General features: G+C 37.8%; 19 protein-coding genes and 1 pseudogene. 9 read left to right on the forward strand and 11 right to left on the reverse strand.

Annotated features, from left to right (window positions below; genetic code table 11):
* Positions 1–105 precede the first annotated feature (105 nt).
* Genes nadB through IPL24_10075 form a run of 3 tightly spaced genes read left to right on the forward strand, consistent with a single transcriptional unit; the run spans position 106 to position 2,930 of the window.
* Positions 106–1,683, forward strand: coding sequence for an L-aspartate oxidase (gene nadB / locus IPL24_10065; protein ID MBK8364007.1), 1,578 nt, complete (start codon positions 106–108; stop codon positions 1,681–1,683).
* Positions 1,680–2,669, forward strand: coding sequence for an acyl transferase (locus IPL24_10070; protein ID MBK8364008.1), 990 nt, complete (start codon positions 1,680–1,682; stop codon positions 2,667–2,669). Before nadB ends, IPL24_10070 begins: the two co-directional genes overlap by 4 nt.
* 36 nt (positions 2,670–2,705) lie before the next feature.
* A complete protein-coding gene (locus IPL24_10075; protein MBK8364009.1) occupies positions 2,706–2,930 on the forward strand; it encodes a hypothetical protein in 225 nt (74 codons plus the stop codon).
* A gap of 76 nt (positions 2,931–3,006) precedes the next feature.
* Here IPL24_10075 and IPL24_10080 read toward each other — a convergent pair whose 3' ends face one another.
* On the reverse strand, positions 3,007–4,287 hold the full coding sequence (locus tag IPL24_10080) for a tyrosine--tRNA ligase (GenBank protein MBK8364010.1): 1,281 nt from the start codon (positions 4,285–4,287) through the stop codon (positions 3,007–3,009).
* A gap of 134 nt (positions 4,288–4,421) precedes the next feature.
* On the opposite strand from IPL24_10080, the gene IPL24_10085 reads away from it, so the two are divergent.
* Entirely contained in the window at positions 4,422–5,408 is a 987-nt protein-coding gene (locus tag IPL24_10085; GenBank protein ID MBK8364011.1) for an NAD-dependent epimerase/dehydratase family protein, read from the forward strand.
* Between the two features lie 45 nt (positions 5,409–5,453).
* Here IPL24_10085 and IPL24_10090 read toward each other — a convergent pair whose 3' ends face one another.
* From IPL24_10090 to IPL24_10100, 3 genes and pseudogenes are all read right to left on the reverse strand, one after another.
* Positions 5,454–5,801, reverse strand: coding sequence for a DUF4296 domain-containing protein (locus tag IPL24_10090; protein MBK8364012.1), 348 nt, complete (start codon positions 5,799–5,801; stop codon positions 5,454–5,456).
* The gene (locus IPL24_10095) at positions 5,801–7,141 is read right to left on the reverse strand and encodes a dihydroorotase (GenBank protein MBK8364013.1); all 1,341 of its coding nucleotides are present in this window, start codon (positions 7,139–7,141) and stop codon (positions 5,801–5,803) included. Before IPL24_10095 ends, IPL24_10090 begins: the two co-directional genes overlap by 1 nt.
* A pseudogene (locus IPL24_10100) lies at positions 7,138–7,882 on the reverse strand (polyprenol monophosphomannose synthase). Before IPL24_10100 ends, IPL24_10095 begins: the two are co-directional and overlap by 4 nt.
* A 195-nt stretch (positions 7,883–8,077) precedes the next feature.
* On the opposite strand from IPL24_10100, the gene IPL24_10105 reads away from it, so the two are divergent.
* The 4 genes from IPL24_10105 (at position 8,078) to IPL24_10120 (ending at position 10,750) form a co-directional block, all read left to right on the forward strand.
* The gene (locus IPL24_10105) at positions 8,078–8,326 is read left to right on the forward strand and encodes an RNA-binding protein (GenBank protein ID MBK8364014.1); all 249 of its coding nucleotides are present in this window, start codon (positions 8,078–8,080) and stop codon (positions 8,324–8,326) included.
* Positions 8,327–8,435: 109 nt separating this feature from the next.
* Positions 8,436–8,999 (forward strand): hypothetical protein, encoded by a 564-nt coding sequence (locus IPL24_10110; GenBank protein MBK8364015.1) that lies wholly within the window; start codon positions 8,436–8,438, stop codon positions 8,997–8,999.
* A gap of 52 nt (positions 9,000–9,051) precedes the next feature.
* Positions 9,052–10,074, forward strand: coding sequence for a Holliday junction branch migration DNA helicase RuvB (ruvB, locus tag IPL24_10115; protein ID MBK8364016.1), 1,023 nt, complete (start codon positions 9,052–9,054; stop codon positions 10,072–10,074).
* A 280-nt stretch (positions 10,075–10,354) separates the two neighbouring features.
* On the forward strand, positions 10,355–10,750 hold the full coding sequence (locus IPL24_10120; GenBank protein ID MBK8364017.1) for a four helix bundle protein: 396 nt from the start codon (positions 10,355–10,357) through the stop codon (positions 10,748–10,750).
* A 95-nt stretch (positions 10,751–10,845) separates the two neighbouring features.
* On the opposite strand, the gene IPL24_10125 is transcribed toward IPL24_10120, so the two are convergent.
* Positions 10,846–11,025, reverse strand: coding sequence for an Arc family DNA binding domain-containing protein (locus tag IPL24_10125; GenBank protein ID MBK8364018.1), 180 nt, complete (start codon positions 11,023–11,025; stop codon positions 10,846–10,848).
* A 10-nt stretch (positions 11,026–11,035) separates the two neighbouring features.
* Positions 11,036–11,890, reverse strand: coding sequence for an SPFH domain-containing protein (locus IPL24_10130; GenBank protein MBK8364019.1), 855 nt, complete (start codon positions 11,888–11,890; stop codon positions 11,036–11,038).
* A gap of 271 nt (positions 11,891–12,161) precedes the next feature.
* Between IPL24_10130 and queG the strand changes: the two genes are divergently transcribed.
* Positions 12,162–13,097, forward strand: a complete 936-nt coding sequence (gene queG, locus IPL24_10135) for a tRNA epoxyqueuosine(34) reductase QueG (GenBank protein MBK8364020.1) — start codon at positions 12,162–12,164, stop codon at positions 13,095–13,097.
* Here the strand turns inward: queG and IPL24_10140 are convergent.
* The 5 genes from IPL24_10140 to IPL24_10160 form a co-directional block, all read right to left on the reverse strand.
* The gene (locus tag IPL24_10140) at positions 13,078–13,266 is read right to left on the reverse strand and encodes a hypothetical protein (GenBank protein MBK8364021.1); all 189 of its coding nucleotides are present in this window, start codon (positions 13,264–13,266) and stop codon (positions 13,078–13,080) included. The two genes, queG and IPL24_10140, sit on opposite strands and share 20 nt — an antisense overlap.
* A gap of 185 nt (positions 13,267–13,451) precedes the next feature.
* Entirely contained in the window at positions 13,452–14,021 is a 570-nt protein-coding gene (locus IPL24_10145; protein ID MBK8364022.1) for a UbiX family flavin prenyltransferase, read from the reverse strand.
* A 342-nt stretch (positions 14,022–14,363) separates the two neighbouring features.
* Positions 14,364–14,771 (reverse strand): VanZ family protein, encoded by a 408-nt coding sequence (gene vanZ / locus IPL24_10150; GenBank protein ID MBK8364023.1) that lies wholly within the window; start codon positions 14,769–14,771, stop codon positions 14,364–14,366.
* Between the two features lie 3 nt (positions 14,772–14,774).
* Positions 14,775–15,161 carry a glycine cleavage system protein GcvH gene (gene gcvH, locus IPL24_10155; protein MBK8364024.1) on the reverse strand — a complete coding sequence of 129 codons (387 nt, stop codon included), beginning with the start codon at positions 15,159–15,161 and terminating at the stop codon, positions 14,775–14,777.
* A 146-nt stretch (positions 15,162–15,307) separates the two neighbouring features.
* Positions 15,308–15,877 carry a DUF3575 domain-containing protein gene (locus IPL24_10160; protein MBK8364025.1) on the reverse strand — a complete coding sequence of 190 codons (570 nt, stop codon included), beginning with the start codon at positions 15,875–15,877 and terminating at the stop codon, positions 15,308–15,310.
* Between the last annotated feature and the right edge of the window lie 13 nt (positions 15,878–15,890).

Genomic DNA, 15,890 nt, shown 5'->3' on the forward strand with positions numbered 1-15,890 from the left:
TTTCACTAGTTTTATAACCATTATACCCTTATTTTTGATGTCTAATTTCAAGAGATGGCTTTAATTGTTTAGCCTAATCCGAATTCCGTATCCGAAATCAAAAGTATGAGGCGTCAGGTTGATTTTTTAATTATTGGGTCCGGTATTGCCGGTTTAACTTTTGCATTGAAAGTTGCTGAATTTGGTAAGGTTCTGATCATCACCAAAGCAAATGCTGATGAGACGAATACCAAATATGCACAAGGTGGAATAGCCGGTGTTTTACAAGCTCCCGATTCTTTCGAAGAACATATTAAGGATACATTGATTGCCGGTGCAGGTTTGTGCGATGAAAAAGTCGTGCGGACTGTGATTACCGAAGGTGCTGACCGTATCCGTGAGATCATCGATTGGGGAACGCGATTTGACAGAGATGAGAATGGTGAGTATGATCTTGCAAAAGAAGGCGGACATAGTGCAAACAGAGTTTTGCATTACAAAGATGCAACAGGAAATGAAATAGAACGTGCATTGCTTGCACAGATCAGAAGTCACCCGAATATTTCAATGTATACGCATTACTTCGCTCTCGATATTATCACTCAACATCATTTAGGCGAAGAAGTAAAACGGTCGAATCCGGATATACAAAGTTTTGGTGCATATGCACTCAATTTACATACCGGCGAAGTTGAAACAATTCTTTCTAAAATAACTTTAGTTGCAACAGGTGGTTCCGGACAAGTGTATCGTTCAACAACTAATCCAGTCATTGCAACCGGTGATGGAGTAGGAATGGTTTATCGTGCAAAAGGTATTGTGAAGGACATGGAGTTTATACAATTTCATCCGACAGCTCTATATAATCCGAATGAACATCCTTCATTTTTAATTACCGAAGCTGTCCGTGGAATGGGCGGTATACTGAAGACAAAAGATGGTGCAGAGTTCATGCAAAATTATGATGAAAGAAAATCACTTGCTCCACGAGATATTGTTGCCCGCGCGATCGATAATGAAATGAAAGTCCGCGGGGAAGATTTCGTTTATCTTGATTGCCGGCATATTGACCGTGAAGAATTCAAATCTCACTTCCCGAATATTTTAGCAAAATGTAATACACTTGGAATCGATCCTTTTACTGCAATGATCCCTGTTGTTCCTGCTGCTCATTATCAATGCGGAGGAATTGTAGTTGATCTTGATGGAAAAAGTTCGATCAATAATTTATATGCTGCAGGAGAATGTTCCTGCACAGGTCTGCATGGCGGAAATCGTCTTGCTTCGGATTCTCTGCTTGAAGCACTTGTGTATTCTCATCGCGCAGCAGCTGATGTTATAAAAAGAGTAGGGGCAATAGAATTTAATACAAATGTCCCTGAATGGGATTCAGAAGGTACAGTACAACCGAATGAACTTGTCTTAATCACTTCTAATTTGCGTGAATTGCAGAATGTGATGAGCAATTATGTTGGTATCGTGCGATCTGATCAGCGATTGAAACGGGCAATGGACCGATTGAGAATTATCTATGGTGAGACAGAAGGTTTGTATGAACGAACGATCGTTTCACCTCGCCTCTGTGAGTTGCGTAATCTGATCACAGTTGCTTATCTGATCGTGAAATCTGCGCAAGCAAGAAAAGAAAGTGTAGGACTACATTATTCAACCGATTATCCACCAGTCGAAAAATTGATCTCATGAAACGAAATGAACTTCGTCTTCGAATTTTTGAAGAACATACACCTGAATCTTTTCTTCAGTTGGCATTGGATATTTTTAATTATCAAATTGAAAATAATTCTTTCTACAGAACTTTTGTAGAAGGATGTAAAGTGAATCCTGAATCAGTGAAACAACTTTCAGATATTCCATTTCTTCCGGTTGAGTTATTCAAGACGAATGAAATTAAGACCGGTAATTTTCAGGAGCAGGCAATTTTTCTCAGCAGTGGAACAACCGGAAGTGTTTCTTCAAAGCATTTTGTAAAGGAACTTGATCTGTATGAAGAATCATTTATCAGAACGTTCAGATTTTTTTATGGAGAGCCTGAGGATTTTGTTTTTCTTGCATTGCTTCCTTCATATCTGGAACGATCAGGTTCGTCATTAATTTACATGATGGAAAAACTGATCTCTGAAAGTAAGGATCTGCGAAGCGGTTTTTTCCTGAATGAATATGATAAGTTGAAAACTCTGCTGATGAAATTGCGGGCAGAAAATAAAAATGTTGTACTGATTGGAGTAACCTATGCTCTTCTTGATTTTGCAGATCAATATAGCCTTAGTTTTCCGGAATTGAATGTAATGGAGACCGGTGGAATGAAAGGCAAACGGAAGGAAATGATCCGTACAGAAGTTCATGAATTGCTGAAGCCTGCCTTTGGAGTGAAATCTATCCATTCTGAATACGGAATGACAGAAATGTTGTCGCAGGCATATTCCAAAGGGGAAGGAGTTTTTCATACTCCTCCATGGATGCGCGTATTAATACGGGAAATGAATGATCCGATGCAATCCGCAGAAATGGGTAAAAGCGGAGCAGTGAATGTTATCGATCTTGCCAATCTGGATTCATGCGCCTTTATTGCAACTCAGGATCTTGGAATATCGCATAGTCCTACTTCGTTTGAAATCATCGGAAGATTCGATTTCAGCGATATCCGCGGTTGTAATCTCATGGTAGAATAAATTTAATGTGTACTTTTGGCCTCTCAATAAATTACAATGAATAAGACACGCCGTTTCGCCATCATCTTTGTCTCAGTTGGTGTTGGAAGCTTAATTTCAATTTACCTCATTCAAAAACGAATGGGAACATTAAGCAAACAAGATTATATTAATCTTGGATTCAATTTTTTCTTTTCAGTCGCAATGGTGGTTGGAGTTTCGATTTTGTTGCAGAGGATGAATAATAAGTACGATAAGGAGCAAGGAAAAAAGAACGAATAGCTAATAGTAAATAATGAGTAGCTACAAAACACCCAACTTCGTTACGAAACAATAGTTATTCGTTATTAGTTAAATTTTATTCAACTGTTACCAAGTAATAATTTTTCTTTCCTTTCTGCGCCAGCAAATATTTCCCTTTCATCAAATGCTCAGCATTAACATTTAATTCCGGGTCTTCAACTTTTGTTTTGTTGATTAGCACACCGCCGCCTTGAAGCATTTTTCTTGCTTCGCCACGTGATGGAAAGATCTGAGTTTTGTCGGAGAAAAATTCAATTACGTTTATTCCGGAATTCATTTCTTCTTTTGAAATTTTTACTTGGGGTACACCTTCAAAAACGGAAAGAAGATCGTTCTCCGATAAATTCAATAACGATTCTGCTGTTCCTTTTCCGAAAAGAATTTCCGATGCTTCAACTGCTGCATTATAATCATTTTCTGAATGAACTCTGATCGTAATTTCTTTTGCAAGTTCTTTTTGAAGCAGACGCAGATGCGGAGCTTTTAAATGTTCTGCTTCGAGTGATTCAATTTCTTCACGTCCTTTCAAAGAGAAAATGCGAATGAAAGTACTACAATCTTCATCAGAAGTATTCAGCCAGAACTGGTAGAATTTATATGGTGAAGTTCTTTTTGGATCTAACCATACATTTCCGCCTTCTGTTTTACCGAACTTTGTTCCATCGGCTTTCTTTATAAGCGGAGTCGTTAAAGCAAATGCTTCACCGCCATCTTTACGACGGATCAATTCTGTTCCGGTAACAATGTTTCCCCACTGATCGGAACCACCCATTTGTATTTTTATTCCGTGATTCTTCCACAAATAGTAAAAATCATATCCTTGTACAAGTTGGTATGAAAATTCTGTAAACGACATTCCGGTTTCCATTCTGTTTTTAACGGAATCTTTTCCCATCATGTAATTGATGGAAATATGTTTTCCGACATCACGGATGAATTCAAGAAAAGAGAAATTCTTAAACCAATCGTAATTGTTTACGATCTCTGCTGAGTTTTCACCGCAGTTAAAGTTCAAAAATTTCTCCAGTTGTTTTTTCTGACTGTTCAGATTATGCTGAAGTGTTTCTTCATTCAATAAATTCCGTTCAGCCGATTTACCTGAAGGATCACCAACCATTCCTGTTGCACCACCTACCAAAGCAATCGGTTTATGTCCAGCATTCTGAAAATGAAGCAAAGTCATGATCTGAACCAGATTTCCAACCCCCAACGAATCAGCAGTGGGATCAAAGCCGATATACCCTGTAACCATTTCAGAATTAAGTAATTCCTCAGTTCCCGGCATCATATCGTGCAGCATTCCCCGCCAGCGTAATTCTTCAATAAAGTTCTTCATTTTCATGGGGCTAATGTAGAGTTCAAAATTGAAAGTTCAAAGTTCAAGGTTCAAAGTTCAAAGTTGTCTTCGTAGGCGCCTACGAAGACAACTTTGAACTTTGAACCTTGAACTAATTGAGATAACTTCGCCCCATGATCCTAATCACCGGCGCAACCGGCCTCGTCGGAGCCCGTTTACTTTTTGATCTTTCAGTGAATGAAAGAGTAAAAGCAATGCGCAGGATTTCCAGTAAAATGGATGTCGTCAACCGGATTTTTTCTGCTGATCCGGAACGTTTGAAAAATGTTGAATGGGTTGAAGGTGATGTAAACGATATCTTTTCACTTGAAGATGCTTTTGAAAATGTTGATGTGGTTTATCATTCCGCAGCATTGATTTCATTTCTTCCATCGGAAAGAAATCTCATGATGAAAGTGAATGTGGAAGGAACAGCCAATGTTGTAAACATGGCACTCGATAAAAAAGTGAAACGTTTCTGTCATGTAAGTTCTGTTGCTGCACTTGGAAGAATTGCAGGTAGTGAAAGCGTTGATGAGAACAATGTCTGGAAAACATCTTCTGAAAATTCAAATTATGCCATCAGTAAATATGGTGGTGAAAGAGAAGTGTGGCGTGGAATAGAAGAGGGGCTTTCAGCTTTTATCATTAACCCAACAATCATTATTGGTCCGGGCGACTGGAATTCGGGAAGTTCTCAAATGTTCTCGTCTGTCAATAAAGGATTGAAATTTTATGCAACCGGCAGTACGGGTTTTGTCGATTACCGCGATGTTTCCAAATGTGCAATTGAACTCATGAATAAAGGTGTAACCGGAAAACGTTTCGTGATCAACGGTGAAAATCTTCCATATCAATTTGTATTCGACAAAATTGCCGAGGGATTAAATAAACCAAAAGCAACAATAAAAGTTACTCCATTAATCGCCGAACTTGGCTGGCGCGCCGAAGCATTCCGCAGTTTTATTATGCGTGATAAATCCATGGTCACCAAAGAAACAGCGAGAAATGGAAACATGCACTGGAAATACCTGAACGAAAAAATAAAAAAGGAAATCGGAATTGAATTTATTTCTATTGAAAATTCAATAAGTCATACCGCATCACTCTTCAAAAACTAAACACTTTACTAAGAAAAAAGTCACTTTTCACTTTTCACTTTTCGTTTATTTCCCGGCTTCACTCTCCGCTTGCATTCTGCTCAATTGCGTAATCACTGAATCGTATACTTCTTCAAGCAAAACAGGATTTTCGGTATAAAATTTCATGCTCTTTAAAAAGTCTTCACGCTTAATGTTGTGCTGTTTTAAAATATAATTAATATACTCTTTGTTGTTGTAAATTGATGAGTCTGACAAGACAGCATTGGTTGAAGCGGCTTGTGCAATATGAATGTCTGATAAAATTTCCTGAAGATCCTTCATAGAAAGTACACCTTCCGGAACATCAGGTTTTTTCTTGCTGCATGCAACCAGAGTTATAATCAATAATAAAATTGCGAAGATTTTTTTCATCAGTTCAATCCTGTAAACGCTAATCGCTGACCTTTATTTGACTCATCGAATTCATTGTTATCAAAAACCAGATTTCCATTCACAAATGTTTTTTCAATTGTTGAACGGAAAGTGTAATCTTCAAACGGACTCCATTTACATTTATATAAAATGTTCGATGGTGTAACTTTATATTCTTTATTTGGGTTGATCAGGACAAGATCAGCATAACATCCTTCACGAATATAACCGCGGTCGGGAATTCCGAAACATTCAGAAAGTGCATGCGAGGTTTTTTCAGCTATCTTTTCAATCGAGATCTTCTTGTCATGGTAATGTTCCATCAATGACAGCAATGCATGTTGCACTAATGGTCCGCCTGATGGCGCTTTGAAGTATGTCTGCGATTTTTCTTCCAAAGTATGTGGAGCATGATCAGTGGCGATGACGTCGATCTTATTTTCAAGTACGCCTTTTAATATTGCGATCTTATCTGCTTCCGTTTTAACGGCAGGATTCCATTTGATCTTTGTGCCCAATCTATCGTAATCACTTTCGTCAGAGAACAAATGATGAACGCAGGCTTCTGCAGTAATTCTTTTTTTACCGAGCGGAATTATGTTGTCAAATAAATCAAGTTCTTTTTCAGTGCTGATATGTAAAACATGCAAACGACTTCCTTTAGACTTAGCAAGTGCTACAGCATAGGAGGAGGAAAGGTAACACGCTTCAGTGCTTCTGATCTGCGGATGCATCCACATTGGAACATTTTCTCCATACTGATTGCGGGCTTTTTCCATATTGTGTAGGATAGTCTTCTCGTCTTCACAGTGAGTAGCAATCAGCATTTCTGAATTTCCGAAAATTCTTTCAAGAGTTGAAGGTGCATCTACAAGCATATTTCCGGTAGAAGATCCCATGAAGATCTTTATACCGCAAACAGTTTTTGGATTTGTGCGCATGACTTCGTCGTAATTGTCGTTGGAAACACCCATGAAGAATGAATAATTCGCAAGGGATTTCGATGAAGCAAGATCGTATTTGTCCTGCAGTAAAGCCTGTGTCAAAGTGTTAGGAACGGTATTCGGCATTTCCATAAAGGAAGTAATTCCTCCGGCAACAGCTGCTTTTGATTCAGTATAAATATCTGCCTTATGTGTTAGACCGGGTTCACGAAAGTGTACCTGATCGTCAATCATTCCCGGAAGTAGAAAATTGTTTTCTGCATTTATAATTTCAGCATTTGGTGATGAAATTTCAGAAGCAATTTTTTCAATCCGTCCGTTTTTTAAAAGCACGTCTGAAGAAAAGATCTTTCCTTCGTTTACGATGCGGGCATTCTTTATAATATAGCTTTTCACTTCTTATTCCATTTAGGATATTTCCTGAAAAGGCTCTGCCATTTCATCTGTATTACTCCAAGTATAGCCTCTTTAAATATTCCTTTGCTCATTTTACTGGTTCCTTCTGTCCTGTCTGTGAAAACGATCGGCACTTCAATCAATTTGAAACCGCATTTTATAGCAGTAAATTTCATTTCAATCTGAAATGCATACCCTTTAAAACGAATCAAGATCAAGAGGAATGGTTTCTAAGACTTTTCTTTGGTAACATACAAATCCTGCTGTAGTGTCTTTCACTCTGATACCTGTTATTATTCTAACATAAACAGAAGCATAATATGACATCACAACTCTTCCTAAAGGCCAGTTTACAACATTTGCCCCACGAATATATCTCGATCCGACCGATAAGTCGCCGCCTTCGTCTTTACAAGCTTTGTATAACCGGATCAGGTCATCAGGATTATGAGAGAAGTCGCAATCCATTTCAAAAATGAAATCATATTTTCTTTCAATTGCCCATCTGAAACCGTGTATGTATGCGGTACCTAATCCGAGTTTTCCTTTTCTTTCTTCAATGAATAATTTTCCGGAAAATTGCGGGATCAGATTTTTTACAATAGCTGCTGTACCATCGGGTGATCCATCATCAATTATTAAAACATGGAATTCTTTCTCCAGAGAAAAAACCTTCCGGATCATTTTTTCTACGTTCTCTTTTTCGTTATACGTAGGGATTATGACAAGTGAATCGCTCACAAAATTTTTATGAAAGGCGAAGATATGTAAAAAAATCGAAAATCGAGATTCGTAATTCGGGATTCGAAGCTCGTTGATATTAGCCTTTTTACTTTGAATATTCAGAACAAATGGAGGATTTGCAGATCGAATAAATGTGATGTTTTGACGTAGCCTTATTGTCACAGGATTACATAAAATTTCTACATTTACAGCATGAAATTATTCGTTAAAAACATAGAGGGTTCAGTGAACGAAGTTTTACTTGAGTCTATTTTCCGTCAATTTGGAGAGATCGTCGATACAAAAATTGTATACGATAAAATTACCTGGGAATCTAAAGGCTTTGGGTTCGTTACTTTCAAAAAGAAAGAAGATGCAGAAAAAGCAATGGTTGGTTTGGATGGTAAAGAATTGGTTGGAAAGAAAATTATTGTTATCGAAGCGGTAGAAAAAAAATTCTGAGGAAAGCGAGATGCCGTCAAAGCGCAGATTTTTTCTACTTCCTTTTTTTTTGATGGTGTTATTCCAAAACAATTGCATTGGACAGTTCACAGAGGATATAGAAAAGAGTTTGCGCACAAAACCAAAATTCTTCCTCAACCTTGCTTCTTACAATACATTTATTGATGGTGACTTTGCCAGCTTTGATGGTATAAAGACCGGCGTTACGTTCGACAAAAAAGTAAGGTTTGGGATTGGATATTTTGCATTGGCAAATAATGGTGTGGTAACAACAATTTCAGTTGATGAAGAAAACTACACATTCCAGACTAACGGCCAACTGGAACTTTATTATTTCAATTTATCTGCTGAATATTTTTTCTATCATGAATTCCCCTGGCAATTTTCAGTAATTCCATTTAATCTGGCTTTGGGATCTGCTCACTACGAGTATATCAGCAGAAACTTATCCAAAAGGGTCAACGGACCTTCGGAATTTATTATACTCTACCAGCCGGAAGTTACTGCACAATATAATGTCTTACGTTGGTTTGGCTTCGGAATCTCTTCAGGATATCGATTCGCTTTGCTGCGCTCAAAAGAACAAACGAAAAAACTGCCAGGATTTAATTTTTCTATCGATTTCAGACTATCGTTAGATGAATTGTATTACGAATTGAGGGGTTCAAAATAATACGCTCCTGTTGGATTTCGTGAGATTCAAACCCTTACTTTTGCCATATATGATCAATCCTAATTTAGACCCTTCCGGCGATCAATTGAGTTCAACTGAAAAGGAACTCGATAAAGTCTTGCGACCGCAAGGTTTTGATGATTTCACCGGACAAGCTGCCATATTGGAAAATCTGCAGATCTTTGTTCAGGCAGCTAAGCAACGTGATGAGGCTCTTGATCATGTTCTTTTACATGGACCGCCGGGATTAGGTAAAACTACATTAGCATACATTCTTGCAAATGAGCTTGGGGTAAGTATCAGAACTACTTCCGGCCCTGTCCTCGATAAACCCGGCGATCTTGCCGGATTGCTCACCAATCTGGAACCGAATGATGTTTTGTTCATTGATGAGATCCATCGGTTGAGTCCAGTCGTGGAAGAATATCTTTATTCGGCGATGGAGGATTACAAGATCGATATCATGATCGAATCCGGTCCGAATGCAAGATCTGTTCAAATAAAAATAAATCCTTTTACATTGATCGGTGCAACGACACGATCCGGTTTACTGACTTCACCGTTGCGCGCACGTTTTGGAATAACAAGTCGACTGGAATATTATGATGCAAAACTTTTACAAAAGATCATCAAACGTTCTTCACAATTACTGCGAACAGAAATAATTGAAGAAGCTGCTTTCGAAATTGCAAGAAGGAGCAGAGGCACACCACGGATTGCAAATGCACTACTAAGAAGGGTACGTGATTTCGCACAGATAAAAAGTAATGGTGTCATTGATCTTGATATTTCCCATACTGCATTAGCAGCATTAAATGTCGATCAACACGGCCTCGATGAAATGGATAACAGAATTTTATCTGTCATCATCGATAAATTCAAAGGTGGTCCTGTCGGACTAACAACCATTGCCACAGCCGTCAGCGAAGAAGCCGGAACAATAGAAGAAGTTTATGAACCGTTTTTAATTCAGGAAGGATATCTTAAGCGAACTCCGCGTGGTAGGGAAGCGACGGAACTTGCCTATCGGCACTTGGGGAAGAAATACGTTGGACAAGCGGGAGGGCTCTTTTGAAGGGAAGTGGAATGAAGTAGAATGAAGTGAAAATAAGTGGAATGAAGTGAAATGAAGGAAATGAAGTAGAAAGAAGTGGAATGAAGTTAAAATTAAAATAAGTGAAATGAAATGAAATGAAGTGAAGTGAAATGAAGGAAATAACAGGAATGAAGAGAGTAAGGGGATGAAAGCTTTGGATGAAATAAATACATATATAATAAGGAGATTTTAAGAGGAGAGTTTTGAAATAATTTTTTTAATAAAATAAGACCATTTACATTCATGGAAAATTTCTTTTATGAAAGCTCCGAATGTTTGTCTTGATAAGAGTGTTGAATTTTCCATTGCAATTATTAAATGCACAGAAAGAATTGCTAAAGAAAAAAATGAATATGTTTTAACAAAGCAATTGCTAAGATCCGGTACATCGGTTGGCGCAAATGTTTCTGAATCTGTATACGCTCAGAGCAAACCAGACTTTATCCATAAACTTTCTATCGCTCTAAAAGAAGCAAAAGAAAGTTTCTATTGGCTGAAACTTTTACACACGACAGGCTACATGAACCAATCAGAGTTTGAAAACATAAAATCTCTAAACAATGATCTTTTAAATTTACTTTCCAAAAGCATCAGAACTTCAAAGGAAAATTTTACCCAAGCAAATTCACCCAATCCAAAATCACCAAGGAAATAATTTTTTTCCGTAAAAGAAATTACTTTTTCTTTACTTCATTCCATTTCATTCCACTTCATTCCACTTCATTCCACTTCATTCCACTTCATTTTACTTCATTCCACTTCATTCCTCTTCATTTCCCCTTCTTCATCCTTCCACTTTCTTGCAAGCGCTTTTTGCAAAAGAAACTCAATCTGCCCATTGACACTACGAAAATCATCAGCAGCCCATTTTTCGAGCTGCTTGATGATTTCGGGATTGATTCTTAGAACGAAAGCTTTTTTCTCCGCCATTGGCTAGTTATTAATTGTGCAATGTGCCTGTGTTGATAACAGGATTTACACTTCTGTCACCGCAAAGAACAACTAAGAGATTACTCACCATCGCTGCTTTTCTTTCTTCGTCAAGGTCTACGATCTTGTTTTCTGACAATCTCTTCAATGCCATTTCTACCATTCCTACCGCACCTTCAACGATCTGTTTACGTGCTGCAACTATTGCTGTTGCCTGCTGGCGTTGAAGCATTGCATGTGCAATTTCCTGTGCATATGCCAGGTGACTGATGCGCGCTTCTAGAACATTGATACCTGCTGTTGCAAGGCGTTCGTTCAATTCTACGACAAGCATTTCATGAACTTTTTCAGGTGCGCCGCGCAAAGTAATTTCGTCGTCATTACTTTCAAGATTATCGTAAGGAAATGAACTTGCAAGGTGACGGATGGCAGCTTCGCTTTGAATGTTGACGTACATGTTGTAATCATTCACTTCGAATAAGGCTTTTGATGTTTCATTCACCTGCCATACAATTACTGCAGCTATCTCAATAGGGCTTACCATTTTGTCATTCACTTTCAGGAATTGTCCGTTCAGGTTTCTTGCGCGGAGTGAGATAAGTTTTTTACTCATCAGCGGATTAACCCAAAAAAATCCGTTGTCTTTCACAGTGCCTGAATATTTACCAAAGAAGACAAGTACTCTTGCTTCATTCGGATTTACGATCATGAATCCTGGTGTGATCATAAAAAACAATAAACCGGAAATTATTATTCCCAATGGATATTGCTCATTAATAAAATAAATGCCGCCGATAACAATGGCGAACAAAAGAGCTAACATCAGAAATCCTGATGATGCTTTGTAGTTAATTTCTTTGATCATTGTGGTTGATATTAAAATGATATCACAAAGGTATCACTAAAAAAACGAGAAAGTCAAGGAAATTGGAAAATATTTTTAGGGGGGGGGTGAAAAGTGAAAAGTGAAAAGTGAAAAGTGAAAAGTGAAAAGTGAAAAGTGAAAAGTGAAAAGTGAGGAGGTTTGAGGAGTTAAGGTGTGGTCGCAACTTAACAAGAGCGTGGCACCTTAAACCCTTAAACACCTTAAACCAATTTATTTCCAAACTATATGGGAAAAGGAATAAATTTGCCGGATGGATATCAGAAAACACGAGAATTCACAATGGATCAAAGACGAAGCTTTACGGCTGGGTTTTGACTTTTGTGGAATTTCAAAGGCTGATTTTCTGGAGGAAGAAGCTCCCAGACTTGAGCAATGGCTGTTGCAGAATCGTCATGGAAAAATGGCTTATATGGAAAACCATTTTGATAAGCGTCTTGATCCGCGGTTGCTTGTACCCGGAGCTAAGAGTGTGATTTCTCTTTTGCTGAATTATTACCCATCAGATATACAAAATGAATCTGCACCAAAGATCAGCAAATATGCATATGGAAAAGATTATCATTTTGTGATAAAAGAAAAGCTTCAGGAATTAGTTGCTTCAATCGAAGTGAAAATTGGTAATGTTGAAGGAAGAGTTTTTGTTGATTCTGCACCTGTGCTTGACCGTGCCTGGGCTAAAAAAAGTGGATTGGGTTGGATTGGTAAGAATGGAAACCTGATTAATAAAGGAAGCGGATCATTTTATTTTATTGCAGAAATAATTTCAGATCTTGATCTTATTCCTGATGGTGCTGTAGAAGATTTTTGTGGAACATGCACTAGATGTATAGATGCCTGTCCAACGGATGCAATCATAAAACCATATGTTGTCGATGGAAGCAAATGCATTTCTTATTTCACCATCGAACTAAAAGATGAAATTCCAACAACAGTAAAAGGTCAATTTGAAAACTGGGTTTTCGGCTGTGATATTTGTCAGGATGTTTGTCCGTGGAATCGTTTTTCAAAACCACTCACAGAAAAAAGGTTGAATGCCAACAGAGCATTACTGGATCTGAACAAAGAAGAATGGTATGAAATGACAGCAGAGATTTTTACAACAATATTCAGTAAGTCCGCAGTCAAGCGAACGGGATTTCAAGGGATAAAAAGAAATCTGGAATTTATCAGGAGTGAACCTTCCTGAAAGCGTCTATGATAACATCGCTGTATGTAGCGAAAGTAGCTACACACCATAATTTTAATAACCGACGTTCATCTCTTTTAAGCAGACGAAGAGATTTGATCAACTCTTTACGAAAAAGGTTTCTATCGAAACTCACTTTCGTGAGAATTTGCTTTGTATACTCGAACATGGTATTCGGTTTAGCTTTTGGTCTGTCTAAATTATCATATTCCATACGTAATGTCAAGCGTTTTATTGAATGTGAGTGTTAAACATTTTAAACTGCTAATTATCAGAGATATTCTTTTTTTAACTAAAAAAGACGATTTTCTGTGACAATCGGTTGATAACACACAACTAAAAGGCCTTTTGGCTTCATTCGCTCCAGCGGAATGTGCTCTGGTCTAATCCGGCCAGATCCAATACGCGGTCAATTACTGTGGCTGCAAGGGCTTCAAAATCTTTGGGCTTGCTATAAAAAGAAGGGGAGGCCGGACAAACAATTCCACCGGCTTCTGTGACGGTTTTCATGTTGTTCAAATGGATCAAACTGTAGGGAGTATCTCTGACTACCATTATTAACTTTCTTCTTTCTTTTAATATAACATCTGCAGCACGGGTAATAAGGTCATTTGAAATTCCTGTTGCTATTCTTGCCAGCGTGCCCATACTACATGGACAAATTATCATTGTATTGTATTTGGCAGAACCACTGGCGAAAGGAGCAAAGAAATCATTTTTGTCGTGAATTTTGAATGGGATCTGATCATAGTTTTTATTGCCAAGTTCATACTCCCAGACATCTTTTGCATTACTTGAAAAAACTATGCCTACAGTTTCGATCTGATCTTTCAGTAATAAAAGTTTATCGAAAAGTACTTTTGCATAGATAGCTCCGCTGGCGCCGGTAACTGCAACAATTATTTTGTGTTTTTGAGAATTCATAGTTGAAAAACAAAGGTACGTTGAAAATGTTCAATGATTACCCGACCTGCATTCAAGTTTGGATAAAAAGAATCTGCGAAAAATCTGCGAGTTCTGCGGGATCTGCGGGAAAAATTTCTTCGTGTTTTTGCTCCCGCAGATTTGCGCAGAATGCGCAGAAAATCCGCAGAGACCTCTGCGAGATCATTCAGGTCAATTGAATTCTATAAATTTAATCTTAAAAGAAATAAATTTTATTTCCGGAGGAAACTCTGAGGATTTTCTGCGGAATTTGCGAGATCTGCGGGAAAAAATTGCTGTGTGTTTTTCTCCCGCAGATCTCCCAGATCTCACAGATTGAATTTAGATTTTCATTTTTTCACCATTGCCGGTAACTTGTCTTTTTCCAAATTTCCTGAAAAAGTAAAGCCCAATAAATGCTCCGATAGAATTTGCAAGTGCATCCCTGATATCACCTGATCTACCTATGAAAACGGTAGTCTGAAGCACTTCTACTAATGCACCGTAAGAAATACTTAACAATACTCCCAAGCGAATAGCATTTGCTCTTAATCCCGGAAAACGATCTTGACGGATAAATCCAATTATCAGAAGATAACTTTGAATACCAAAAAGGATAAGGTGTACGATTTTATCAGGACGTAACCATTCCAGAAATGATAGTTTTGGGAAATTGCTACCGGGAAGACCACAAAGGACAAGTATCAATATTGCCCATAGAAAAGCAGCCCTATTGTATCGCCAGAACATGAATTATGCGTCTACGCCAATCAGTTTTTTGTAATCAGCAGCAGACATAAGTTCGCCTGCTTCAGCAGCATTACCCATTTCTACCTTGATCATCCAGCCATTTCCGTATGGATCTTTATTTACAGATTCCGGATTCTTTGTAAGTCCGCTGTTGAATTCAGTAATTTTTCCTGAAACCGGCATAAACAAATCAGAAACCGTTTTTACGGCTTCTACTGTCCCAAATACCGCTTCTTTGTCTAAAGTATCACCTTCCGTTTCAATCTCTACGTAAACGATATCACCCAATTCGCTTTGCGCAAAATCAGTGATTCCAATCGTAGCTGTATTGCCATTAATTAAAACCCATTCGTGGTCTTTTGTGTATTTCAGGTTTTCAGGGAAATTCATATTTGTATGTTTTTACAAACGTATATATTTTTTTTCAGATTTCAGCGGCTAGAAGGAAAATCGTGAATAGAGATTAGTAATTAGAGATTTGACGGTTTCTAATTTCTGATTAATGATCTATTGTCGAATTAAATAAATACAAGTACCTACAAGATCCATCCCACATACAACCCAATCCGTACATTCATATGAGTTTCTTCGAATCTGTCTCCATACCCGAACCGAAGTGATGGTTCTATTATAAAATGTTTTGCTGCTGAATAGCAATAACCGGTAGTTATACCCGGACTGAAGAATTTATTGATTCTGGTGGTGGTAAATTTTCCTTCGTATTTTATGCTTTTATATAAATTATATTCCAGATATGCCCCTCCGTAAAATGACCCATTTACATTCTCGCAAAAATATTTTACTATTTCCGGACCACTTCTGAATTCTGTTGTAGAAAAAAATCTGTCGCTAATATGTTCAGTTCTCGCATGAAGACGAATCGAGTATTTTTTAGCCAGTGAAAATTCCAATCCGGCAGTAATACTTAAATTATTTGGTTCAATCAATGTTGCAAGTAGGTCCAATACATCTGTCCGAATGACAAATGTGCTTGAAACTTTTTTAAAATCCGAAGTCGTTGATGAATCTCCTGATTGAGTTGAACTTTCCTGAGCATATGAAAAACTGCAAAGAGTCGTAAAGACGACAGAGAAAAATATTTTCAAGCGGTGCGTTTGT

It is taken from the genome of Bacteroidota bacterium (assembly GCA_016711505.1).
In the GTDB taxonomy this organism is placed as follows: Bacteria; Bacteroidota; Bacteroidia; order AKYH767-A; family 2013-40CM-41-45; genus JADKIH01.

Bases quoted from the DNA above. Each gene is read 5' to 3' on its own strand.
- IPL24_10070 (MBK8364008.1), top strand. From the start codon at position 1,680: ATGAAACGAAATGAACTTCGTCTTCGAATTTTTGAAGAACATACACCT.
- IPL24_10120 (MBK8364017.1), top strand. From the start codon at position 10,355: ATGAAAGCTCCGAATGTTTGTCTTGATAAGAGTGTTGAATTTTCCATT.
- IPL24_10075 (MBK8364009.1), top strand. From the start codon at position 2,706: ATGAATAAGACACGCCGTTTCGCCATCATCTTTGTCTCAGTTGGTGTT.
- IPL24_10105 (MBK8364014.1), top strand. From the start codon at position 8,078: ATGAAATTATTCGTTAAAAACATAGAGGGTTCAGTGAACGAAGTTTTA.
- IPL24_10140 (MBK8364021.1), bottom strand. From the start codon at position 13,266: ATGTTCGAGTATACAAAGCAAATTCTCACGAAAGTGAGTTTCGATAGA.
- IPL24_10090 (MBK8364012.1), bottom strand. From the start codon at position 5,801: ATGAAAAAAATCTTCGCAATTTTATTATTGATTATAACTCTGGTTGCA.
- IPL24_10085 (MBK8364011.1), top strand. From the start codon at position 4,422: ATGATCCTAATCACCGGCGCAACCGGCCTCGTCGGAGCCCGTTTACTT.
- IPL24_10145 (MBK8364022.1), bottom strand. From the start codon at position 14,021: ATGAATTCTCAAAAACACAAAATAATTGTTGCAGTTACCGGCGCCAGC.
- IPL24_10080 (MBK8364010.1), bottom strand. From the start codon at position 4,287: ATGAAGAACTTTATTGAAGAATTACGCTGGCGGGGAATGCTGCACGAT.
- nadB (MBK8364007.1), top strand. From the start codon at position 106: ATGAGGCGTCAGGTTGATTTTTTAATTATTGGGTCCGGTATTGCCGGT.
- vanZ (MBK8364023.1), bottom strand. From the start codon at position 14,771: ATGTTCTGGCGATACAATAGGGCTGCTTTTCTATGGGCAATATTGATA.
- queG (MBK8364020.1), top strand. From the start codon at position 12,162: ATGGATATCAGAAAACACGAGAATTCACAATGGATCAAAGACGAAGCT.
- IPL24_10125 (MBK8364018.1), bottom strand. From the start codon at position 11,025: ATGGCGGAGAAAAAAGCTTTCGTTCTAAGAATCAATCCCGAAATCATC.
- IPL24_10130 (MBK8364019.1), bottom strand. From the start codon at position 11,890: ATGATCAAAGAAATTAACTACAAAGCATCATCAGGATTTCTGATGTTA.
- gcvH (MBK8364024.1), bottom strand. From the start codon at position 15,161: ATGAATTTCCCTGAAAACCTGAAATACACAAAAGACCACGAATGGGTT.